General features: G+C 73.2%; 19 protein-coding genes and 2 pseudogenes. 9 read left to right on the top strand and 12 right to left on the bottom strand.

Going from position 1 to position 21478, the window contains the following annotated elements; genetic code table 11:
• Positions 1–43 precede the first annotated feature (43 nt).
• Positions 44–1486, bottom strand: a complete 1443-nt coding sequence (gene dacB / locus AB0O29_RS11910) for a D-alanyl-D-alanine carboxypeptidase/D-alanyl-D-alanine-endopeptidase (protein ID WP_365149918.1) — start codon at positions 1484–1486, stop codon at positions 44–46.
• 135 nt (positions 1487–1621) lie between these two features.
• On the opposite strand from dacB, the gene AB0O29_RS11905 reads away from it, so the two are divergent.
• On the top strand, positions 1622–2116 hold the full coding sequence (locus tag AB0O29_RS11905) for an inorganic diphosphatase (RefSeq protein ID WP_365149980.1): 495 nt from the start codon (positions 1622–1624) through the stop codon (positions 2114–2116).
• Between the two features lie 196 nt (positions 2117–2312).
• Positions 2313–3953: a threonine/serine exporter family protein gene (locus tag AB0O29_RS11900; protein ID WP_365149915.1), complete on the top strand. Its 1641-nt coding sequence runs from the start codon at positions 2313–2315 to the stop codon at positions 3951–3953.
• 216 nt (positions 3954–4169) lie between these two features.
• Here the strand turns inward: AB0O29_RS11900 and AB0O29_RS11895 are convergent.
• The 5 genes and pseudogenes from AB0O29_RS11895 to AB0O29_RS11875 all read right to left on the bottom strand — a co-directional run.
• Positions 4170–4808: pseudogene (locus tag AB0O29_RS11895) on the bottom strand (VTT domain-containing protein); the annotation flags it as partial.
• A gap of 136 nt (positions 4809–4944) precedes the next feature.
• Positions 4945–5703 (bottom strand): MerR family transcriptional regulator, encoded by a 759-nt coding sequence (locus AB0O29_RS11890; protein ID WP_365149911.1) that lies wholly within the window; start codon positions 5701–5703, stop codon positions 4945–4947.
• Positions 5704–5803: 100 nt separating this feature from the next.
• The gene (locus tag AB0O29_RS11885) at positions 5804–6316 is read right to left on the bottom strand and encodes a DinB family protein (protein ID WP_365149908.1); all 513 of its coding nucleotides are present in this window, start codon (positions 6314–6316) and stop codon (positions 5804–5806) included.
• Between the two features lie 98 nt (positions 6317–6414).
• Positions 6415–7872, bottom strand: coding sequence for an aldehyde dehydrogenase family protein (locus tag AB0O29_RS11880; RefSeq protein ID WP_365149905.1), 1458 nt, complete (start codon positions 7870–7872; stop codon positions 6415–6417).
• 92 nt (positions 7873–7964) lie between these two features.
• Positions 7965–8843: a helix-turn-helix transcriptional regulator gene (locus AB0O29_RS11875; protein WP_365149902.1), complete on the bottom strand. Its 879-nt coding sequence runs from the start codon at positions 8841–8843 to the stop codon at positions 7965–7967.
• A gap of 362 nt (positions 8844–9205) precedes the next feature.
• Between AB0O29_RS11875 and AB0O29_RS11870 the strand changes: the two genes are divergently transcribed.
• The gene (locus AB0O29_RS11870) at positions 9206–9700 is read left to right on the top strand and encodes an ATP-binding protein (RefSeq protein WP_365149899.1); all 495 of its coding nucleotides are present in this window, start codon (positions 9206–9208) and stop codon (positions 9698–9700) included.
• A 104-nt stretch (positions 9701–9804) separates the two neighbouring features.
• Here the strand turns inward: AB0O29_RS11870 and AB0O29_RS11865 are convergent, their stop codons facing one another.
• The 3 genes and pseudogenes from AB0O29_RS11865 to AB0O29_RS11855 all read right to left on the bottom strand — a co-directional run bounded on the left by AB0O29_RS11865 (position 9805) and on the right by AB0O29_RS11855 (position 12719).
• Entirely contained in the window at positions 9805–10050 is a 246-nt protein-coding gene (locus AB0O29_RS11865) for a DUF397 domain-containing protein (protein WP_045946130.1), read from the bottom strand.
• 107 nt (positions 10051–10157) lie between these two features.
• Positions 10158–11606: pseudogene (locus tag AB0O29_RS11860) on the bottom strand (FUSC family protein); the annotation flags it as partial.
• Positions 11592–12719 carry a hypothetical protein gene (locus AB0O29_RS11855; RefSeq protein ID WP_365149989.1) on the bottom strand — a complete coding sequence of 376 codons (1128 nt, stop codon included), beginning with the start codon at positions 12717–12719 and terminating at the stop codon, positions 11592–11594. The pseudogene AB0O29_RS11860 and the gene AB0O29_RS11855, both read right to left, overlap by 15 nt.
• A 251-nt stretch (positions 12720–12970) precedes the next feature.
• Between AB0O29_RS11855 and AB0O29_RS11850 the strand changes: the two genes are divergently transcribed.
• The 5 genes from AB0O29_RS11850 (at position 12971) to AB0O29_RS11830 (ending at position 17706) form a co-directional block, all read left to right on the top strand.
• Complete coding sequence (locus AB0O29_RS11850; protein WP_365149896.1) at positions 12971–13945, top strand: NADPH:quinone oxidoreductase family protein; 975 nt, start codon at positions 12971–12973, stop codon at positions 13943–13945.
• Complete coding sequence (locus AB0O29_RS11845) at positions 13942–15132, top strand: acyl-CoA dehydrogenase family protein (RefSeq protein ID WP_365149893.1); 1191 nt, start codon at positions 13942–13944, stop codon at positions 15130–15132. Before AB0O29_RS11850 ends, AB0O29_RS11845 begins: the two co-directional genes overlap by 4 nt.
• Positions 15129–16277 (top strand): acyl-CoA dehydrogenase family protein, encoded by a 1149-nt coding sequence (locus tag AB0O29_RS11840; RefSeq protein ID WP_365149890.1) that lies wholly within the window; start codon positions 15129–15131, stop codon positions 16275–16277. Before AB0O29_RS11845 ends, AB0O29_RS11840 begins: the two co-directional genes overlap by 4 nt.
• Positions 16278–16452: 175 nt before the next feature.
• The gene (locus tag AB0O29_RS11835; protein ID WP_365149887.1) at positions 16453–16815 is read left to right on the top strand and encodes a tyrosinase family oxidase copper chaperone; all 363 of its coding nucleotides are present in this window, start codon (positions 16453–16455) and stop codon (positions 16813–16815) included.
• Between the two features lie 27 nt (positions 16816–16842).
• The gene (locus tag AB0O29_RS11830; RefSeq protein ID WP_365149884.1) at positions 16843–17706 is read left to right on the top strand and encodes a tyrosinase family protein; all 864 of its coding nucleotides are present in this window, start codon (positions 16843–16845) and stop codon (positions 17704–17706) included.
• A gap of 67 nt (positions 17707–17773) precedes the next feature.
• Here the strand turns inward: AB0O29_RS11830 and AB0O29_RS11825 are convergent, their stop codons facing one another.
• Both AB0O29_RS11825 and AB0O29_RS11820 read right to left on the bottom strand, forming a co-directional pair.
• Positions 17774–18055 (bottom strand): chaplin, encoded by a 282-nt coding sequence (locus tag AB0O29_RS11825; RefSeq protein WP_365149881.1) that lies wholly within the window; start codon positions 18053–18055, stop codon positions 17774–17776.
• 94 nt (positions 18056–18149) lie between these two features.
• A complete protein-coding gene (locus tag AB0O29_RS11820) occupies positions 18150–18473 on the bottom strand; it encodes a hypothetical protein (protein WP_365149878.1) in 324 nt (107 codons plus the stop codon).
• 143 nt (positions 18474–18616) lie between these two features.
• Between AB0O29_RS11820 and AB0O29_RS11815 the strand changes: the two genes are divergently transcribed.
• On the top strand, positions 18617–20071 hold the full coding sequence (locus tag AB0O29_RS11815) for a carboxylesterase family protein (protein ID WP_365149875.1): 1455 nt from the start codon (positions 18617–18619) through the stop codon (positions 20069–20071).
• Here AB0O29_RS11815 and AB0O29_RS11810 read toward each other — a convergent pair.
• A complete protein-coding gene (locus AB0O29_RS11810; RefSeq protein WP_365149872.1) occupies positions 20049–21431 on the bottom strand; it encodes an alpha/beta hydrolase-fold protein in 1383 nt (460 codons plus the stop codon). The genes AB0O29_RS11815 and AB0O29_RS11810 overlap by 23 nt on opposite strands.
• Positions 21432–21478: the final 47 nt, after the last annotated feature.

The raw sequence follows: 21478 nt of genomic DNA, 5'->3' as shown, positions 1-21478 counted from the left end.
GGACGGGCGCCGCTGCGGATCCCTCCGGCGGCAGACCTGTGGGTCAGGGGGTGGAGGCGACGGCGGCGGCCAGCCTGTCGAGGCCCTTCTCGGCGGCGGACCCGTCGGGGGCGTTCGCGGTCAGGAAGGCGAAGGCCAGGAGCCGCCCGGACGGGTCGACGACGGTCCCGGCGAGGGAGTTCACGCCGGTCAGGGTGCCCGTCTTGGCCCGGAGCAGCCCGGCGGCCGGGGAGGTGCCGGCGTTGCGGGTGCGCAGGGTCCCGGTGAAGCCGGCGACGGGCAGTCCGGTGAGGACGGGCCGCAGCTCGGGGTGGCCGGGACCGGCGGCCTTGGCCAGGAGGGCCGTCAGGAGGCGGGCGCTGACCTTGTCGGCCCGGTTGAGGCCGCTGCCGTCGGCGAAGCGGGTGCCGGTGAGGTCGACGCCGAGGGAGGCGAGGCGTTCGGAGACGGCCTTCTCGCCGCCCTCGAAGCTGGCGGGCTTGCCGGAGGCGAGCGCGGTCTGGCGGGCGAGGGCCTCGGCGATGTCGTTGTCGCTGTTGGTCAGCATCCGCTCGACCAGCCCGGCGAGCGGGGTGGAGAGGGTGGTGGCCAGCGGGCGGGCGTCGGGGGCGGCCTTGGCGGGGGCGGGGTCTCCGGTGACCTTGATGCCCCGGTCGCGCAGGAGCCCGGCGAAGGCGCGGGCGGTGTCGCCGGAGGGGTCCTCGGTGCGGGTGACGGGTCCGGCGGTGGAGTCGTCGGGGCGGCCCTCGTCGGCGGTGAGGGCGGTGACGGGCGCGAGGTTGTCGTTGCGGCCGATGGGGTGGCGGGCGGGGCCCGAGTACAGCGTGTCGTCGTAGCCGAGGGTGACGGTGTCGGTGCCGGCCGCCTTGAGGGCCTGGGCGGCGTCGGCGGCGAGGGCCACGAGGCTGCCGCCGGAGCCGGCCGGGCTCTTCTTCTTGGCGGTCAGGGAGGGGTCGCCGCCGCCGACCAGGACGATCTGGCCGGGGGCGCTCCCGGGGGTGACGGTGGTGCGGATGCGGTGTTCGGGGCCGAGGGCGGTCAGCGCGGCGCTGGCGGTGGCGATCTTGACGGTGGAGGCGGGGGTCATGGCCTCGGCCGCGCCGGACTCGTACAGCACCCGGCCGGTGACGGCGTCGACCACGGCGGCGGCGCGCACGGTCCCGAGCGAGTTGTCGGCGAGGAGCGGCCCGAGCACCCCGGCGAGGGCGGCGGAGGACGCGTCGGCGGAGCGCGGGGCGACGCCCTGGAGCACCCCGGGAGCGCTCGGGGCGGCCTGCGGGAGGGATCCGGCCGCGTGATCTGCGCCACCCGTCCGGCTCCAGGAGGCGGCCCGGTCCCGCTCGGCCTTACGCTGGCCGGAGTCCCAGGGGCCCGCGGAGGCCACGGCCGCCGCCGACAGGGCGAGGCCGGCGACGGCCGACCCCGCGATGAGCTGCCACGTCTTGACCAATGGCACCTCGGACCAGCCCCTTTCGCGATCACACATATGCGTGAGGGACACTTAACCACTGCGTCTTGCCGCGAGCATGGCACCCCACCCCAGGGATGGGCCGGACGCGCTATCACTCGGAGCAGTCAAGCTCCGGCCACCGGGCCGGAGCTGATCATGGAGGAGCAGGACGTGGAGTTCGACGTCACCATCGAGATCCCCAAGGGTTCGCGGAACAAGTACGAGGTGGACCACGAGACCGGCCGGATCCGTCTGGACCGTCGCCTCTTCACCTCGACCAGCTACCCGACGGACTACGGCTTCGTCGAGAACACCCTCGGCGAGGACGGCGACCCGCTGGACGCGCTGGTCATCCTGGACGAGCCCACCTTCCCGGGCTGCCTGATCAAGTGCCGCGCGATCGGCATGTTCAACATGACGGACGAGGCGGGCGGCGACGCCAAGCTGCTGTGCGTGCCGGCCTCCGACCCGCGCGTCGAGCACCTGCGCGACATCCACCACATCTCGGAGTTCGACCGCCTCGAGATCCAGCACTTCTTCGAGGTCTACAAGGACCTGGAGCCGGGCAAGTCGGTCGAGGGCGCCAACTGGGTCGGCCGCACCGAGGCCGAGGCCGAGATCGAGGCCTCCTACAAGCGCCTCGAGGCCCAGGGCGGCCACCACTGAGCTCCGCTCGGTAAGCGCTAGAGGACGGCGGGCGGCATCCCCACGCCGGGGGTGCCGCCCGCCGCTTCGTTTTCCGGGTCCCGTTCTCCGGGTCCGGTCTCCTGGTCCGGTCTCCGGGTCCGCCGGCGGCTTGTTTCGCCATGGAGGAAACGGTTCCGCATACTGATACCGCCGGTGATCAAGGGTGGGAGGATGCGTGGCGGAGGCCGAAGGGCCCGGTCCCGAGGACCGGAAGCCGAAGTCCGACGAGGCGCGCAGCGCCTTCACCCCTCCGCCCGGGATGGAACCCGGGCTCCCGGACGAGGACCAGACCACCTCCGAGTTCGCCCGCCCGGAGGGCGTGCCGGCCGCCCCCGCCGGGCCCGAGGGCTCCGCCTTCGCCGCCCCGGCCACCTACAGCGCCCAGCAGTCCCCGCCCGCCTACACCCCGGCGCCCGCCCCCGCCTTCCCGGCCGCCTCGCCCTGGCAGGACCGGATGCGCACCATGCTGCGCATGCCGGTGGACGTCCGCCCGGTGCCCGAGGCGGCCCAGCGGCAGAGCGAGGCGGGCCCGCCCGTGGGCCGCGTCCTCGACCTCACCCTGCGCATCGGCGAGCTGCTGCTGGCCGGCGGCGAGGGCGCGGAGGACGTGGAGGCCGCGATGTTCGCCGTGGCCCGCTCGTACGGGCTCGACCGCGCCGAGCCGACCGTCACGTTCACCATGCTGTCGATCACCTACCAGCCCTCCCTGGTCGGCAACCCGGTCTCCGCGAGCCGCACGGTGCGCCGCCGCGGCACCGACTACACCCGCCTGGCCGCCGTCTTCCGGCTGGTGGACGACATCAGCGCGCCCGAGGCCGGGACCTCCCTGGAGGAGGCCTACCGCCGCCTGGCCGTGATCCGCCGCAACCGCCACCCGTACCCCACCTGGGTGCTCACCGCCGCCGCCGGGCTGCTCGCCGGGGCCGCCTCCGTCCTCGTCGGCGGCGGGGTGACGGTGTTCTTCTGCGCCGCCCTCGGCGCCGTCCTCGGCGACCGGCTGGCCTGGTACTTCGCCGACCGCGGGCTGCCGGAGTTCTACCAGTTCGTGGTCGCGGCGATGCCCCCGGCCGCGATCGGGGTGGCCCTGAAGCTCACCGAGTTCGACGTCCGCGCCTCCGCCGTGATCACCGGCGGCCTCTTCGCGCTGCTGCCCGGACGGGCCCTGGTCGCGGCCGTGCAGGACGGCCTGACCGGCTTCTACATCACCGCCTCGGCCCGGCTCCTGGAGGTCATGTACCTCTTCATCGGGATCATCATCGGCGTGCTCGTCGTGATCTACGTGGGCCTCCAGTTCGGCGCCTCGCCCAACCCCGACGAGGTGCTCCAGATCCCGCACCGGCCGCTGCTGCAGACCCTGGCCTCGATGGTGCTGGTGTTCACGTTCGCGATCCTGCTCCAGCAGGAGCGCTCCACCGTGTGGATCGTGACCCTGAACGGCGGCGTCGCCTGGGTCACCTTCGGCGCCCTGCGCGCCGCCGAGCTGCCGCCGGTGCCCTCGACGGCGGTCGCGGCCGGCCTGGTCGGCCTGTTCGGGCAGCTCTTCTCCCGGTACCGGTTCGCCTCGGCACTGCCGTACGTGACGGCCGCCATCGGCCCGCTGCTGCCGGGCTCGGCGACGTACTTCGGGCTGCTGTCGATCGCCGAGAACCGGCTCGACAAGGGGCTGGCCTCGCTCACCAACGCCGCCGCGATCGCACTCGCGATCGCGATCGGAGTGAACCTGGGCTCGGAGGGCTCGCGGCTGTTCATGCGGATCCCCGGGGCCCGCAGCGCTGCCAAGCGCCGGGCGGCGGCGAAGCGGACCCGCGGCTTCTGAGGCCCCTGCGGGCCGGGAGGCGCCCGGACGGCCCTCAGCCGCCGGACGCACGTGCGCCCCGGAGACGGGGCGTCTCCGGGGCGCACGAGGGCCCTCAGGGGCTTGCGGGGGCGTCTGCGCGCCCCCTGCCGGCCCGGGGGGTCAGCGCTTGGCGTGGCGGCCGCGCTGGCCGGGGGCCGGCGGCTGCTCCTCCATCGGGTACCCGGGCTGCGCGGGGGCGGCCGGGGCGGACTTCTTGGCCTTGCGGGCCTTCAGCACCTCGAAGATCACCGGGATCACGGAGACCAGCACGATGACGATGAAGATCGCCTCGATGTTGGTCTTGATGAACTCGAAGCGGCCGAGCTGGTAGCCGAGGACGGTGACGCCCGCGCCCCACGCGATGCCGCCGATGATGTTGTACGTGAGGAAGACCCGGTACTTCATCGCGCCGGCGCCCGCGACCATCGGGGCGAAGGTGCGGATGATGGGCACGAAGCGGGCGAGCACGATGGCCTTGGGGCCGTGCTTCTCCATGAACTCGTGCGCCGAGTCCAGGTTCTCCCGCTTGAAGACCTTGCTGTTCGGGCGGTTGAACAGCTTCGGGCCGAAGTACTTGCCGATCAGGTAGCCCACCTGGTCGCCGATGATCGCGGAGGCCGCGATCAGCGTGCACACCAGCCACAGCGGTTCCTTGATGGTGCCGCTGGCGGTGAACAGGCCCGCCGTGAACAGCAGGGAGTCACCCGGCAGGAAGGCGAAGAGACCCGACTCCGCGAAGACGATGACCAGGATGCCGATCAGGCCGAACTGCCCGATCAGGTAATCCGGGGACAGCCACTCGGGGCCGAGGGCAAGCGTGTAGAGGGGTTCCACGTTTCCGGGCTCTCCTGGATCAGCAGGGGGACGTCTGCGGTGGGGGACGCGACGATGCAGGCGGTCTCAATTATGAACGCACACCGCCCCCACCGGGTTCCAGGGACCGGAGGGGGCGGTTCGGGTGAGGGGTCCGCTACGCCTTGCGCACGGCGTTGGCGGTGATCGAGTCCCGCAGGTGCTCGGCCACGCCCGCGCCCATGCCGTCGTAGAACGCCTTGAACCGCTCGTCGGCCACGTACATCTCGCCGAGGCACACGTGCATCTCGTAGCCGCACTCGTAGTACCGGTCGCAGATGTGCCGCCGGTGCTCCTCGGCCATGTCCATGGCCGCCTCGCCGTCGGCCGGCTCGCCGGCCGCCACCAGGGCCGCGTACCGCTCGCCCCAGTCGGTGACCTCGTCCTGGATCCGCTGCCAGTCGGCCTTGGTGTACGTGGCCGCCCGGCGCTGTGACTCGGCGTAGGCCTCGGTGCCGCCCCAGCGGCGCTCGGCCTCCTCCGCGTACTGCTCCGGGTCCTTGTCCCCGAACACCTCGAACCTCTCCTCGGGCGTGAGGTTGATGCCCATCTTCTTCGCCTCCATGGCGTGCTCCACGGCCTTGGCCATCTGCTGGAGCCGGGCGATCCGGTCGGAGAGGAGGGCGTGCTGCCGGCGCAGGTGCTCCCTCGGGTCCGATTCCGGGTCGTCCAGCAGGACCGCGACCTCGTCGAGCGGGAAGCCGAGCTCCCGGTAGAACAGGATCCGCTGCAGCCGGTCCAGGTCGGCGTCGTCGTAACGCCGGTGGCCCGCGCCGCTGCGGCCGCTCGGGGAGAGCAGGCCGATCTCGTCGTAGTGGTGCAGGGTCCGCACCGTCACTCCGGCGAAACCGGCTACCTGGCCCACGGAGTAGCCCATCGCTTTCCGCTCCTTCGGTTGGGTACGCACCCCACTGTGGTTCCTCACGCCGCGTGAGGTGCAAGCCCCTTTTCCGGGGGAGCCGCCGGGGGGCGGTGGATCAGCCCATCGCCTTCGTGCCGTCCAGGGTCTCGCGGATGATGTCCGCGTGGCCGGCGTGCCGGGCGAACTCGCGGACCAGGTGCAGCAGCATCCAGCGCATCGAGACCGTGGCGTTCTCGGGGAACCAGGGGGCCGGCGGGAGCGGGAAGTCGTCGTCCAGGCTGGGGACCGACTCGATGAAGCCGGTCGTCTGCTCCTTGACCGTGTCCCAGAAGGCGAGGGCGGACGCGAGGGTCTCCCCCTCGGTGAGCCGGAAGCCCTCGTGCCAGTCCTGGGGCGCGCGCGCGTGCTCGTTCGGCTTCTGCTGGGCCAGCCGCAGCCAGTTCAGCTCGACCTCCGCCACGTGCTTGACCAGCCCGGACAGGGACAGCTCGCTCGCGGTGGGGCGGCTCGCGGCCTGTTCCTCCGTCAGGCCCGCAGCGGCCCGGCGCAGGGCCTCGCGCTGGTCCTCGACGAAGAGCAGGAGGGTGCCGCGCTCGTCTCCCGCGACTTCCTGGGTGGGGTGTGCCATGACGGACCGCCTTTGCCGTGGTGGTGTGCGGGGTGCTCCCCCGCCGACATCCACCACGTTACGAAGCCTTGCGGTCAGCCCCTGTCCTTGATGGGCCCCTAGAACGGAAAAGTCGTCCGGCCGTGCTGGATGGAGATCCACTTCCGGGTGGTGAAGGCCTCCACGGTGGCCTCCCCGCCCAGCCGGCCCAGCCCCGAGGCCTTCTCCCCGCCGAAGGCGGTCAGCGGCTCGTCCCCGATGGTGGAGTCGTTGACGTGGATCATCCCGGTCTCCACCCGCTGCGCGAAGCGGACCCCGCGCTCCACGTCGCGGGTGTGCACCGCGCCGCTGAGCCCGTACGGGGTGGCGTTGGCCAGGCGCACGGCCTCCTCCTCCCCGTCGAAGACCACCAGCAGGGCGACGGGGCCGAAGATCTCCTGGCCCAGCAGCGGGGAGTCCTCGGGGAGCCCGGCCAGGACGGTCGGCTCGACCAGGTTGCCGCGCGTAGAGCCCCGTACGAGGGCCCGCGCCCCGGACTCGACGGCGCGGTCCACGAGGGCGGTCAGGGCGTCGGCCTGGAAGGGGTTGATCAGGGGGCCGATGTGGGTGTCGGCCTCGCGCGGGTCGCCGGTCTTCAGGGCGCGGACCCGGGCGGTGAACTTCCCGGTGAACTCCTCCGCGACGGAGGCGTCGACGAGGATCCGGTTGGCGGCCATGCAGACCTGGCCCTGGTAGACGAAGCGGCTGAAGACGGCCGCGTCCACCGCGTAGTCCACGTCGGCGTCGTCGAGGACGACCAGGGCGCTGTTCCCGCTGAGCTCCAGGACGGTCCGCTTGAAGTGGCGGGCGGCGACCGCGCCCACGTGCCGTCCGGTGCGGTCGGAGCCGGCGAAGGAGATGACCTTGGGGACGGGGTGCGTGAGGATCGCGTCGCCGATCTCGGCGATGTCCGTGACCAGCACGTTCAGCAGGCCGGCGGGCAGCCCCGCGTCCTCGAAGATCTTGGCGATGATCCCGCCGCCGGAGACCGGGGCGTTCTGGTTGGGCTTGATGACCACGGCGTTGCCGAGGGCCAGCGCCGGGGCGACGGACTTCAGGGTGACGAGGAACGGGAAGTTGAAGGGGCTGATCACGGCGACGACGCCGACGGGCAGGCGCTGGACGCGGTTCTCCTTGCCCGGCACCGGCGAGGGCAGGATGGTGCCCTCGGGGCGGACGGCGAGCTGGACCGCCTCGCGCAGGAACTCCATCGCGAGGTGGACCTCGTACTCGGCCTTGGGACGGGTCCCGCCGAGTTCGTCGATCATCACCTCGACGAGCTCCTTCTGGCGCTCCTCGGTGATCCGCAGCGCGCGCTCCAGGACGGCGCGTCTCGCGTAGGGGCTGGTGGCGGCCCAGTCGCGCTGGGACCGCTCGGCCGCCCGGTAGGCCCGGTCGACCTGCTCGACGGTGGCCACCGTGATGGCCGCGAGCTTCTCCCCGTTGTAGGGGTTGACGTCGATGATGTCCCACGAACCGGTGCCGGCCAGCCATTCGCCGTCTATGTACTGGTGAGCCAGGTCGGTGAATATGGACATGCCATCCCTTACTGCGAGCGCGCACCCCTGCGCTGCACCGGAGACCGATCGTTCTTCGTCAAGCACTGATCAGACGTCATAGTACGTGCGGTTCAAGACAGTTGGAGCAGTCCGCGCAGGAGATCCCGGGTGGATCCGGGATCGGGGCAGTCGGCCTGGAGCCGCGCCATCGCCCGCGCGTACTGGGCCACTTCCTCTTCCTTGTCCAGGTAGAGGGCACTGGTGAGCTGCTCCAGGTAGACGATGTCCTGCAGATCGGACTCGGGGAAGCGCAGCAGGGTGAAGGCGCCGCTCTCGCCGGCGTGGCCGCCGAAGGAGAAGGGCATCACCTGGAGCTGCACGTTGGGCCGCTGGCTGATCTCGATCAGGTGTTCCAACTGGCCGCGCATCACGTCGCGGTCGCCGTACGGGCGGCGCAGCGCGGCCTCGTCGAGGACGGCGTGGAAGACGGGCGCGTTCTCGGAGACGAGCACCTTCTGGCGCTCCAGCCGCAGCGCCACGCGGCGGTCGATCTCGGCGGCGGAGGCGTTCGGCATGCCCCGCTTGACGACGGCCTGGGCGTAGGCCTCGGTCTGGAGGAGGCCGTGGACGAACTGGACCTCGTAGATGCGGATGAGGGAGGCCGCGCCCTCCAGGCCCACGTAGGTCTGGAACCACCCGGGGAGCACGTCCCCGTAGCTGTGCCACCAGCCGGCCGCGTTGGCCTCGCGGACCAGTCCCAGCAGGGACTCCCGCTCGGTCCCGTCCGTGACGCCGTAGAGGGTCAGGAGGTCTTCGACGTCCCTGGCCTTGAAGCTCACCCTTCCCAACTCCAAGCGGCTGATCTTCGATTCGGATGCGCGGATCGAGTAGCCGGCCGCCTCACGGGTGATGCCGCGGGATTCTCGGAGTCGCCTGAGCTGTGAGCCCAGGAGGATGCGGCGCACCACAGAACCGCTGGCTTCTGCGGTCACTAGTCCTGCCCTCCCCATCGCAATGGTGTGCGCGTGGTGTGCGCGTGCCTCGTCGGGGCCCCCGTATCCCCGGTGCCGCAGTCTGCCACCAAAACGCATCGGCCCGTACTCGTTCTGTAACGGAATCCGGCGCCCCGGAAAAGAAGTCCGTAAGTATGCGTAGGAAGAAATGAGCAAGAACCGTCACGGGAGTGGACAGGTCCGGCGCGTGCACGTGCATCTGCCCTTGCATCCGGCTTCCGCATTCGGAACGATGGTGCCGCGCACCTGCGTGCTCTTCGCGCCGGCGCCGGACCCACCCCGCAGTTCTCTTTGGCCGGAGCCGACCGCTTCGTCCGCGAATCCCGGGAGTGCCTCGCATGGGGACGATTGGATCGGTCATGCTCGAGCCGTTACGGCAGGGGCTGCCCCCGGTCGATCCCACGGCCGTCTCCGGGTCCGCCTCATGCGCCCTGCCGGCCCGCTTCGAAGCGGTGCGGGGCGCCCGCTCCTTCACCAGATCGACCTTGTCCCAGTGGGACCTGGACGACCGCTTCGACGACGTCGCGCTGGTGGTCTCCGAGCTCGTCACCAACGCGCTGCGGCACGCCCTCCCCGACGAGGCGCGGCCCTGCGGCGGCGAACAGCCGGAGTCGGCGGCGGTGCGGCTGCACCTGATGCGGTGGAGCACGCGGCTGGTGTGCGCGGTGCGGGACCCGAGCGAGGACCGTCCGGGGGGCTCGTTCGCGCCGGAGCGCACGGACCAGAACTGCGACCTGGAATCGGGGCGCGGACTGTTCCTGGTGGACGCCTACAGCGACAGCTGGGGCTGGCACCCGCTCGCGGGACGGCTCACCGGCAAGGTGGTCTGGGCGCTGTTCCTGCTCCCCGGCTGACCGCGCCCCGGGGCACCGACGACACGCACGACCGGCCGGGCCTGATCCTTGCGATCAGTCCCGGCCGGTGCACGTGCATGGCCTGATTCTTCGCGCCCGTTCGTTCAGCCGATCAGATGGTCGAACTCGCCGTCCTTGACGCCCAGCAGCAGCGCCTCTATCTCGGCCGGCGTGTAGACGAGCGCCGGACCGTCGGGGAACCGCGAGTTGCGCATGGCGACGTCGCCGCCGGGCAGTTTGGCGAACTCCACGCAGGATCCCTGCGAGTTGCTGTGTCTGCTCTTCTGCCAGGTCAGCTCATACAAGGAAGTGAGTTCTGCAGCTGCCGTCCCGTTGTACGCGTGGTCCACAGGAAGCCCCCGATAGTGCAGATGTCAACTCCACCGGATCATAGCTGTGTTCATCAGCGCATGCATGGGCAGATGCACGTGCACGCGCGGTACCGCAATGATCACTGTCAGGGGCGAAGGGACTGCGAGACCTCGTCCAGCGAGTCCAGCAGACGCTCCGCCGCCCGGCGTACGACGCCCGACACGGGCACGCGGTTCCCCCCGTCCAGCAGGGCGCGTACCGGCTCCCATTGCGGAACCCGGCGCTCCCGCACCGCCTTCGCCCCCTCCCCCGTCGCCCCGCGCAGCGCCTCGGCCAGTTCGGCGGCCCCCGGTACGGGCTCCTGGGCCCGGTCGGGGAGGTGGGCCTCCAGCAGCATGGCGCCCCGGCCGAACGCGGCCACGGCCTCCCCGGCGCCGTCGGCGGCCGCCCGGGACAGGCCCCGGTGGCGCACCGGCTCCCCCTCCGCCCGTTCGAGGGCCTCGAGCCAGGCGATGCGGGCGTCGCGCGCCGCGAGGAGGGCCTCCCGCACGTCCGCGCGCCGGGCCCCGGCCGGGTCGGCGTACTGCCCGAGGACGGCGGCCGCGTACCGCCCGTCGGCGGCGAGCCAGTCGGCGAGGCGGGTGCGCAGCCGCGGGGTCTCCCAGGCCGGGTACACGGCGTAGGCCAGCATCGCGAGGAGCCCGCCGACGAGGGTGAGGGCGATCCGGTCGGGGACGGTCTGGTCCCAGCGGACGCCGCCCATGCCGAGCAGGAATACGACGTAGGCGGAGACGAACACCTGCGAGACGGCGTACCCGGTGCGCATCAGCGCGTACATCAGCCCGGCACTGACCACGGCGAGCAGCCCCGACAGGTACATCCCGGGCCGCGCGAGCTGCACGATCCCGGTGGCCGCGCCCACCCCCACCAGGGTGCCGCCGAAGCGGGCGACGGCCCGGGACCAGGTCTGCGTGAAGTCGGGCCGCATCACCATCACCGAGGCCATCGGCGCCCAGTAGCCGTGCCCGAACGGCAGCACCTGCCCGAGCAGGTACCCCGCGCAGGCCGCCCCCGTCACCCGTACGGCGTGCCGCAGGACGGGCGACCCCGGGCGCAGCTCGGCCCGTACGGCCCTCAGCACCAGCGGCACCAGGGCGGGCACGGTGGGCCGCAGCCGGGCCTCCCCGGGGTCGGCGGTGCGCCCGGAGCCCGGCTCGGCCGTCTCCAGCACGTCGTCCAGCAGCGCGGCCAGCCGGCGCGCGGCCCGCAGCGGCGCCCCCCGGAGCGCCTCCGGCGGGACGGGGGCCTTCAGCACCTCCAGGGCCGGGCCGGGCAGCCGTACGGGGTCGCCGTGGCGGATGGCGTGCGCGGCGGCGTCGAGTACGGTCCCGGCGGCGTCCAGCAGGGCCCGCACCCGGTCCCGCCCCGGCCCCTCGGCGGGCGCCCCGACGGCCGGGTCGGCGAGCGAGGCCAGCACGGGCCGGATCCGCTCGGCGAGCCCCCGCTGATAGCGCGTGTGCGCTCAGATCGCCATGCCCGCGCGGGCCCCGGCCAAGGGAGGGGCCGGCCTGCCCGGGCTCTACTTGGGTTCGTACGCCTGCTTCGCGGCGCAGGTCCAGATCACCGGCTTCAGCGTCCCGGCCGCGTTGACGGCCGCGCCGCCGACCCGGCCGTCGTCGGCGGCCGACGCGGCGGTGCTGGCCTGGTTCGCGGCCAGCCGGGGCAGGGCGAGCAGCGGGCCCGAGCCCGGCCACAGCAGCGCCTGGTCGGGGAGGGTCTGCTCGTCCGGGTGGAACTTGGCGGTGCCGACGGACACGTTGGTGGTCGGGCTGATCGCCTCCAGGGTGCCGTACGGGTGGGTCTTGAGCGTGCCGGGGAAGGAGGCGGGCCCGGTCAGCGGCGGGGTCCAGGTGGCCGGCGTGAACCGGTAGGCCATGCCGCTCCAGTCGTAGCCGACGACGCGGCCGCTCTCGTCGAGGTCCTGTACGTGACTGTCGTTGCCGGTGGCGGCCAGGGCCCGGGCGGGGCCGCCGTCGCCGGGCCAGAGCACGGGGAAGGTTCCCTCCAGGTGCTGGCCGGTCTCCGGCACCTCGTAGTCCTCGCGGGCCATGCCGATGACGTCGCCCTTGTTGTTGATGCCGGTGACCAGCTCGATCCTGGTGCCGGGGGCGGCGCCGGCCGGGACCGGGAGGTCGCGGACCTTCAGGCCGTCCTTCCACACCACGCCCAGGCCGCTCCGGTTGCGCGAGACGACGTACCCGGCGTCGTTGACGTCGGCCTCGTCGGACTGGAAGTCGCTGCCGGGCAGCCGGGTGACCGCGGCGTCCCCCGCCCGGTAGGTGAAGAGGTAGCCTTCGGCGCCGTACACGGCACCCACCATCAGCCCGCCCTTGTTCACGGCGAGCACCGCGCCCGAGAAGGTGGTCTCGGGCAGCGGGACCTTGTGGAGCCGGGTGCCGGTCCAGTAGACGGCCTTGCCGCCGGAGCGGCCGACGGACAGGTTGCCCGTGCCGAGGCCGAGGACCCCCTCGAACTGCGGGTTGCCCACCTGGTAGCCGCCGGACCCGATGGAGCCGAGGACCTGGATCCGGGGCGTGCAGGCCGGGGCCGCGGCGGCCGGTCCGGCCGCGGTGACGATCCCGGCCAGGACGAGGGCGGCGGTCGCCGCCGAGGCGGCGCGGCGCGTGCGGGTGCGGGTGCGGTCCATCGTTCTCTTCCCCCTGTGATGTGTGCATGTGTGCCCGTGGCCCGGACCCACGCCCGGAATGGGCGGCTCCGGGCGTACGGGACCCCTGATGTGTCATATGCCCCTTGAAAGCGGCGAGTTGATGTTATCTCCAGGTACTCATTTCCCGCCTCCCTCCTGCGCGGCCGCTTTCGCCGAGGGTTCCCAAGCCTGCAAGCGACCGCTTAGTATGCCGCCGAGCGTGGTTCCTCGACGGCGGCTGGAGGCCCCGGATGCAGGCATGGCGAGTACACACGACCGGCGAACCCCGCGAGGCCATGCGCCTCGAGGAGGTCCCCGAACCGGTACCCGGTGAGGGCGAGGTCAGACTCAGGGTGCTCGCCGCCAACGTCAACTTCCCCGACGCCCTCCTCACCCGGGGCCAGTACCAGATCCGGCCCCCGCTGCCCTTCACCCCCGGCGTCGAGGTCTGCGGCGAGACCGAGGACGGCCGGCGCGTCATCGCCAACCCGAGCCTGCCCCACGGCGGATTCGCCGAGTACGTCACCGCCCCCGCGCGCGCCCTCCTCCCCGCCCCCGGCTCCCTCGACGACGCCGAGGCCGCCGCCCTGCACATCGGCTACCAGACCGGCTGGTTCGGCCTGCACCGCAGGGCCCGCATCGAGAGCGGGGAGACCCTCCTCGTGCACGCCGCCGCCGGCGGGGTCGGCAGCGCCGCCGTCCAGCTCGGCAAGGCCGCCGGGGCCACCGTCATCGGGGTCGTCGGCGGCAAGGCCAAGGTGCGCACCGCCGAGGAGCTCGGCTGCGACCTCGTCATCGACCGCACCGCCGAGGACCCGGTCGCCCGCGTCAAGGAGTTCACCGGCGGACGGGGCGCCGACGTGGTCTTCGACCCCGTCGGCGGCGACGCCTACACGGCCTCCGCCAAGTGCGTGGCCTTCGAGGGCCGCATCGTCGTCGTCGGCTTCGCCGGCGGCACCGTACCGGCCCCCGCCCTCAACCACGCCCTGGTGAAGAACTACTCGATCCTCGGCCTGCACTGGGGGCTGTACGCCGCCAAGGACCCAGCCGCCGTCCTCGCCTGCCACACCGAACTCACCCGCCTCGCCGACCAGGGTGCGATCACCCCCCTGGTCAGCGAACGGGTCCCGCTCGCCGGAGCCGCCGACGCCGTCCAGCGCGTCGCCGACGGCACCACCACCGGCCGGCTGGTCGTCGTCCCCTCCCTCCCCGGCGGCGCCCGATGACCCTCACCGCCGCGGAACTCCGCACCCGCACCCGGGACCTCCTCGCCGCCCACCCGCCCGCGGCCGCCGCCCCCGAGGACTTCCTGCGCGCCCGCTTCGACGCCGGACTCGCCTGGGTCCACTACCCCGAGGGCCTCGGCGGACTCGGCGCGCCCCGCACCCTCCAGGCCGTCGTCGACGCCGAGCTGGAGGCCGCCGGGGCCCCCGACAACGACCCGCGCCGGATCGGCATCGGCCTCGGCATGGCGGCGCCCACGATCCTCGCCTACGGCACCGAGGAGCAGAAGCGCCGCTTCCTGCGCCCCCTGTGGCTGGGGGAGGAGGTCTGGTGCCAGCTCTTCAGCGAGCCCGGAGCCGGCTCCGACCTCGCCGCCCTCGGCACCCGCGCCGTCCTCGACGAGGCGGCCGGGGAGTGGGTGGTCGACGGGCAGAAGGTGTGGACCTCCAGCGCCCACACCGCACGCTGGGCCATCCTCATCGCCCGCACCGACCCGTCCCTGCCCAAGCACCGGGGCATCACCTACTTCCTGTGCGATATGCACGCCCCGGGCGTCGAGGTCCGGCCGCTGCGCCAGATCACCGGTGAGGCCGAGTTCAACGAGGTCTTCCTCACCGGCGTCCGCATCCCCGACGCCCACCGCCTCGGTGCCGTCGGCGAGGGCTGGGCCGTCGCCCGCACCACCCTCATGAACGAACGCGTCTCCATCGGCGGCATGCGCCTCCCGCGCGAGGGCGGCATGATCGCCCCCGTCGCCGCGGCCTGGCGCGAACGCCCCGAGCTGCGCACCCACGCCCTGCACCAGCGGCTGCTCGGCCTGTGGGTCGAGGCCGAGGTGGCCCGCCTCACCGCCGAGCGGCTGCGCCAGCAGCTCGCGGCCGGCCAGCCGGGCCCCGAGGGCAGCGGGATGAAGCTCACCTTCGCCCGGCTCAACCAGGAGATCAGCGGCCTGGAGGTGGAACTCCTCGGCGAGGAGGGCCTCCTGTACGAGGACTGGACGATGCGCCGCCCCGAGATCGTCGACTTCACCGGCCGCGACGCCGGATACCGCTACCTGCGCGCCAAGGGCAACAGCATCGAGGGCGGCACCAGCGAGATCCTCCTCAACATCGTCGCCGAACGCGTCCTCGGACTGCCCGCCGAACCGCGCGACGACAAGGACACCCCCTGGAAGGACCTCGCCCGATGAGCGCACGCCCGCCGCAGCCGGGCCACTCGGCCCCCCGCGCCCCCCTCGACCTGCTCTACTCCGATACCGAGGAGGAGCTCCGCGCGGCCGTACGGTCACTGCTCGCCGACCGCTGCGCGCCCGCCGACGTCCTCGCCCGGGCCGAGACCGGGCGCCCCCACGACCCGGAGCTGTGGCGGACCCTGGCCGCCGGGATCGGCGCCGCCGGACTGCTCGTCCCCGAGAAGCTGGGCGGCGCGGGCGCCGGCCACCGGGAGGCCGCCGTCGTCCTGGAGGAGCTGGGCCGCGCCGTGGCCCCCGTCCCGTACCTGACCGGCTCCGTCCTCGCGACGGAGATCCTGCTCGCCTGCGCCTGTGACGGCCCCGAGGCGGCGGAGCTGGTGGGGGAGCTCGCGGCCGGACGCCTCGTCTGCGTCCCCGCCCTCCCCCTGACCCAGGCCCCCGGGGCGCCCCTGCCGGCGCCGCTCCACGACGCCGGGGGCGGGGTGCTCAGCGGCACGGTCACCTCCGTCGCCGACGCGGTGGCCGCCGACGTCCTGCTGGTCCTCGCCGACACGGGGCTGCACGCCGTCCGCGCCGACCGGGCCGTCCTCACCCCGGCGGTCCCGCTGGACCTGACCCGCCCGCTGGCCACCGTCACCCTCGACGGCGCCGAGGCGACCCCCCTGGCCGACCCCGCCACCGCCCGGGCGGCCGTCGCCGGGGCGCTGCTGTCCGGGGCCGGGCTGCTCGCCTCGGAACAGGTCGGGATCGCGGAGTGGTGCCTCACCGAGACCGTCTCGTACCTGCGAGGCCGCCACCAGTTCAACCGCCCCGTCGGCTCCTTCCAGGCCCTCAAGCACCGCCTCGCCCGGCTGTGGCTGGACGTGGCCTCGGCCCGCGCGGCCGCCCGCGCGGCGGCGGACGCCCTCGCCACGGCCGCCCCCGACGCGCCCCTGACGGTGGCCGTCGCCCAGGCGTACTGCTCCGGGGTCGCGGTCCGGGCGGCGGAGGAGTGCGTCCAGCTGCACGGCGGCATCGGCATGACCTGGGAACACCCCGCGCACCTCTACCTCAAGCGCGCCAAGGCCGACTCGCTGGCGCTCGGCACGGAGGGGCACCACCGGGGCCTGGTGGCCGACTTCGCGGAGCTGGCGGCCCCGTAGCGGGAGGGGCTCTCTCCCCGCCGGCGGGGCTGAAAATCAGCCCCGCCGGCGTTTGAGGCGCGGGGGTCCGGGGGCGGAGCACCCAGCCCGCGCAGCGGACCCGTCACGCACAGGTGACCTCTCCCCGCCACTCGGCGTTAGACCGCGTACGCGGACCACCGACCGAGGGAGACCCATGAACCGCAGCGCCGGCGCCACCCGCCGCGCCTTCCTCCGTACGGTGTTCGGCGCGGCCGCCCTCGCGGGCACGGCCGCCGCCCTGACCCCCCTCCTGCGCACCCGCCGCCCCCGGCAGACCCTCGGCCCGGCCCCGCTCGCCGAGGAGACCTACCGCGGCCGGCACATCAGCGTGGACGCGGCCGGCGAGGCGGTGCACATCGACGGCCGGCCCCTGCACGTCATGCGCCGCGCCGACGGCAGCTACCTCAGCGCGGTCAACCACTTCCAGTCCTACGACACCCCGCTGGAGCTGGCCCGCGCCGCCGTCGACGAACTCGGCACCACCCAGCTGGCCTTGGCCGCCCCGCACCACGGCTGACGGCCGGGAACCAGGAGGACCCCCGCGGTGTACACCCGGCAGAACCAGAAGAACCTCACCGGCGCGCAGAAGAAGCTCTTCACGTCCGCGCTGCTGGAACTCAAGCGCAACGGCACCTACGACGAGTTCGTGCGCACCCACGGCACCTACTTCGTGCCCGACCGGGACCGGAAGCTGCGGGTGGGGCACATGTCCCCGTCGTTCTTCCCCTGGCACCGCAGCTACCTGCTGGAATTCGAGAAGCGGCTGCGCGACCTAGACCCCCGCATCTCCATCCCGTACTGGGACTGGACCGCCGACTCCAGCCCCGTCTCCTCCCTGTGGGCCGAGGACTTCCTCGGCGGCACCGGCCGGGAGGGCGACCTCCAGGTGACGACCGGCCCCTTCGCCCACCAGCGGGGCAACTGGACGATCACCGTCGGCGTCAGCGAGGCCCCCTTCCTCACCCGCAACCTCGGACGGCCCGGCAATCCGATCTCCCTGCCGACCGCCGCCGAACTCCAGTGGGCGATCGACGACCCCGTCTACGACTCCTCGCCCTGGAACTCCACGACCGAGGGCGGGGGCTTCCGCAACAAGCTGGAGGGCTGGGCCGCGCCCAAGAGCGAGCGCTGGCGCAACCACAACAAGGTCCACCAGTGGATCGGCGGCCACATGACGGGCGCCACCTCCCCCAACGACCCCGCGTTCTGGCTGCACCACGCCTTCGTGGACCTGGTCTGGGACCGCTGGCAGCAGCGCCACCCCGGCTCCGGCTACCTGCCGGCCGCCCCGCTGGAGCTCGGAGACCTCCAGCGGGGCCGGGTGATCGCCCTCGACGAGCCGATGCCCCCCTGGAACGTCACCCCGCGCGAGATGCTCGGCCACGGGGGCGTCTACCGCTACGAATGAGCCCGGAGCACGGAAAGGGCCCCCGCCGTACGGCGGGGGCCCTTCAGCCGGTCAGGCGGGGAGGCGGTCAGCCGCCGTAGCTGCCGCCCTCGGTGTGGTGGCCACCGCCGGAGGCGTTGACGCAGGTGTTGCCGAAGGCCGGGTTCAGCAGGGCGATCACGTTCACGGTGTTGCCGCAGACGTTGACCGGGACGTGAACCGGAACCTGAACGACGTTGCCCGACAGGACACCGGGGGAGCCGACCGCCGCACCGTGCGCTCCGGCATCGGCGACGGCCAGACCGGCGCCGGCGGCCACGGTGCTACCGGCGACAGCGGTGATGGCGAATGCCTTCGCGATACGCGACATCAAGATCTCCTCGTGAGATGTGGGCGCCGCATCCTCTGCGGCATTTGACATGGCATACAACGCGGCGAGCGCCGAGTGGTCACGGCCCAGGCGGCTACCCGGGGACGGAAAAACGGACAGAGGCGAAGGAGGGCCGGACCTGAGTGACCGCATCCGGCCCCAGAACCGCCACCACCCGCCCCTTGCAGTGCGGTTCGCGGTACAGGGAGGCGGTGCGCCCCGTGTGGTTGGTGACCGCGCGGCCGCCGCCGCCCGCCGCCTCCGCGCAGCCGTTCGGGGAGGTCACGCCGTGGACGCGGTCGTCCTGGCCGACGTACTGGAATCCGGGTCCGGCGGCCTGCGCGGGGCCGGCCGCGGCCGCCAGGAGGGCGCCCAGGGCCAGGGCGGCCGCGGCAGGGGGGATGAGGTTCGCTCGCATGCCGGTCCAACCCGGCCCGCCCGGGAGCCGGTCACGCCTTGTCACCCGTCGGACGGGTGTGCGACCGTGCTCGGAACGCCCGGAAGCGGAACCGGGCCCTACCGAGGCCCGGGCGCGGACCGGGGCCGGCCAGGAGAGCGCGGATGAGCACAGCGGGCGGTGGGCGCCGGCCCCGGGCCGGCACCGGGTACGGGGTCGTGGAGGGCCGCTGGGAGGCCGCCGGCACCGCCGTCTTCCGCGGCGTCCCCTACGCCGCCCCGCCCACGGGCGCCCTGCGCTTCGCCGCCCCGCGGCCCCCGGCCGCCTGGGACGGCGTGCGCGACGCCGGGGCCTTCGGGCCGACCGCGCCCAAGGTGCCCTACCCGCCCGTCTTCGCCGCCCTGCTGTCCGACCCGGAGATCCCCGGCGAGGACTGCCTCAACCTCAACGTCTGGACCCCGGACCCGGCCCCCGGGGCCCGGCTGCCGGTCATGGTCTGGATCCACGGCGGCGCCCACACCCGGGGCTCGTCCGCCGTGCCCGTCTACGACGGCTCCGCCTTCGCCCGTGACGGGGTCGTGCTGGTCTCGGTGAACTTCCGGCTCGGGGTCCTGGGCTACGGGCTCTTCCCCGACGCACCCGCCAACCGGGGCCTCCTGGACCAGATCGCCGCCCTGGAATGGGTCCGCGACAACATCGCGGCCTTCGGCGGGGACCCCGGCCGGGTCACCGTCTTCGGCGAGTCCGCCGGCGCCATCAGCACCGGAGCCCTGCTCGCCGCGCCCCGGGCCGCCGGGCTCTTCGCCCGGGCCGTCCTGCAGAGCGGGGCCCCCGAGGCGCTGCCGCGCGAGCAGGTCCGCACGATGGTCCGGCGGATGGCCGCCCGGCTGCGGGTGCCGGCCACCGCGCGGGCCTTCGAGGCGGTTCCCCTGCCCGCCCTGCTCGCCGCCCAGGACGCGGCGATGCGCCGCTCCTCCCCGGTGCTCGGCGGCCCCGCCTTCGGGCTCGTCACCGACCCCGCCACCCTCCCGGCCGACCCGCTGGAGGCCGCCGCGGCCTCGGAGGTCCCGCTGCTGATGGGCTGGACCGCCCAGGAGCACCGGCTGTGGCTCGCGCCGACGGGCGGGATGCGGCTGCTGGACCGGCTCGGCCCGCTGGCCGTGGCGTACGGGCGGCTGCGCGGCGGCAAGGACCGGGCCGCCGTACGGGCGCTGCGCGCCGCGTTGCCGGAGGCCTCCCCGGCCGACCTCGCCGGGGAGCTGGTCACCGACCGGCTGCTGCGGGACCCGCTGCGCCGGATCGCCGGGGCCCGGCGGGCGGCCCCCAGCCACCTCTACGAGTTCCGCTGGCCCAGCGGCCTGCCCGGTCTCGGCGCCTGCCACGCGCTGGAACTGGGCTTCGTCTTCGACACCCTGGACAGGCCGGAGTCCTCCTGGCTGGCCGGGCCGGACGCGCCGCAGGCCCTGGCGGACGAGATGCACGGGGCCTGGGTCCGCTACGCCGTCGGCGGGGACCCGGGCTGGGAGCCCTGGAACGGCAGCGGCCCGCCGAAGGTGTTCGACGGGCCGGAGCCGGAGGCAGTGCGTGCGGAGGCGGTTACTCCACTGGTCCTTCCATGACCTTGCTGATGAACTCGATCGGTCCCTCACCCATGTTCGGCACGTAGGTCTTGGCGTTGTGCTCGCCGCCCGGGATCACTCTGAGCGTGGTGTGGATGGGTCCCTTGGTGTAGGTGGCCACGAACTTCTGCACGTCGGGAAGGGTCTTCTTGTTGCTCTCGTTGTCGCCGACCTGGAAGGCCAGGTAGACGTCCGGAGAACCCTTCTTGTCGATGAGCTGCTTGGCGAGCACCTCGGGGTTGTTCTCCGCCTTCTCCTTGTCGAAGCCCTTCCACAGCGGGGAGTCGGGCACGATGTCGGGGCCGGAGCAGATGGCGGCCTTGAACTTCTCCGGGTACTTCAGCACCGCCTTGAGGCTGGCGAAGCCGCCGGTGGAGGAGCCCATGAAGGCCCAGCCGTCACGGGACTTGACGGTGCGGAAGTTCTCCCGCATCAGGTCCGGGACGTCGTCCGTCAGCCAGGTGCCCATCTTCGGCTGGTTGGGGATGTCGGAGCCGTCCCAGTAGATGCCCTTGTCCGGCTCCGGGTTCAGCACGGGCATGGCGAGGATGAACGGCTTGCTCTTGCCCTCGGAGTACCACTTGCTGATGCTCGCCTGGAGCTTGAGGTCCGTGCCCATCCAGTAGTTGACCGGGTAGCCGGCGCCGCCGGGCAGGGCGATCATGACCGGGAAGCCGCTCTTGGCGAACTTGGGGTCGTTGTACTCCTTCGGAGCCCAGACCCACACCTTGCCCTTGAACCCGGACTTCTTGCCGTCCAGGTCGGTGACCGCCACGTGGGTGCCGTCCGAGAGGGTGGAGGCGTTCTTGAACTGGGCCGTGGGGTTCGTCGGCATCGACATCTTCGAGTTCGCCGCCTGCTTGCCCCCCGCCTCGCCGCCCGCGGGCTTGCCGAAGGAGACGGCCTCGCCCTTGTCGCTGAACGGCGGTATGTCGAGGTACGCCATCACGCCCGCGCCGATGCCGGCCAGGGCCAGCACGCTGACGCCCGCGATGATCCACTTCTTCGCCTTGGACTTGCGGCGCGGCGGCTCCTCGTAGGGAGGCTCGTACTGGTCGTACTGCTGCTGTCCGTACCCCGGCTGCTCGTAGCGGGGGTACGCCTGCGTCGGCGCCTCGTAGTCGTACTGGTCCTGCCCGTAGGGGGGCCGGCCCTGCTGCGGGCGTCCCTGCTGGGGGCCGCCGTAGGGCTGCCCGCCCTGCGGGGGCTGGCCGTAGGGCTGCGGGCGTCCGCCCTGGGGGGCGTACTGCGGCCGGCCCTGCTGGGCTCCCTGCTGCTGGCCGTAGGGCGGGCGCGGCGGAGGGTTCTGACCTTCCGGCCGGTACGGCGGCTGGTACTGGCCGTCGGGTGAGTACGACATGTGCGGTGGCTCTCCGGCTGTTGCTGGCCCCGTCGGGGGGTGACGAC

This window comes from Streptomyces sp. NPDC089915 (assembly GCF_040684675.1).
Lineage (GTDB): Bacteria > Actinomycetota > Actinomycetes > Streptomycetales > Streptomycetaceae > Streptomyces.
This window is presented reverse-complemented; position numbering and strand designations above follow the sequence as displayed.